This is a genomic window from Neisseria shayeganii 871 (genome assembly GCF_000226875.1).
GTDB classification, from domain to species: domain Bacteria; phylum Pseudomonadota; class Gammaproteobacteria; order Burkholderiales; family Neisseriaceae; genus Eikenella; species Eikenella shayeganii.
This window is the reverse complement of sequence record NZ_JH164949.1, coordinates 1-516: the sequence shown is the minus strand read 5'-3', so window position 1 is coordinate 516 and position 516 is coordinate 1. Positions and strand designations below refer to the sequence as shown.

Genomic DNA, 516 nt, shown 5'->3' with positions numbered 1-516 from the left:
AGTCACGACGTGTAAAACGACGGCCAGTGCCAAGCTTGCATGCCTGCAGGTCGTTTACCTTACCGAAATCGGTACGGATACCGCGAAAGAGCAGATTTATAACCGCTTCACACTGACGCCGGAAGGGGATGAACCGCTTCCCGGTGCCGTTCACTTCCCGAATAACCCGGATATTTTTGATCTGACCGAAGCGCAGCAGCTGACTGCTGAAGAGCAGGTCGAAAAATGGGTGGATGGCAGGAAAAAAATACTGTGGGACAGCAAAAAGCGACGCAATGAGGCACTCGACTGCTTCGTTTATGCGCTGGCGGCGCTGCGCATCAGTATTTCCCGCTGGCAGCTGGATCTCAGTGCGCTGCTGGACTCTAGAGGATCCCCCCCTTCTTCAGCGCTTTAAATGACATTGTTTCGTTTCTCTATGTTTGGTATCGGTTCTTCTTCTTCTTCAAAAAAAAGGGGGGCGACTATTCAAAAAAAATAATTATAACAGTATGATTTTTTCCTCTCCGTCGATTG

The 516-nt window shown here is 49.4% G+C and carries 1 protein-coding gene; it reads left to right on the top strand.

The features are described 5' to 3' along the window. A partial coding sequence (locus tag HMPREF9371_RS10920; protein ID WP_040661251.1) for a terminase gpA endonuclease subunit occupies nt 1-397 on the top strand: 397 nt, incomplete at its 5' end. Between the last annotated feature and the right edge of the window lie 119 nt (nt 398-516).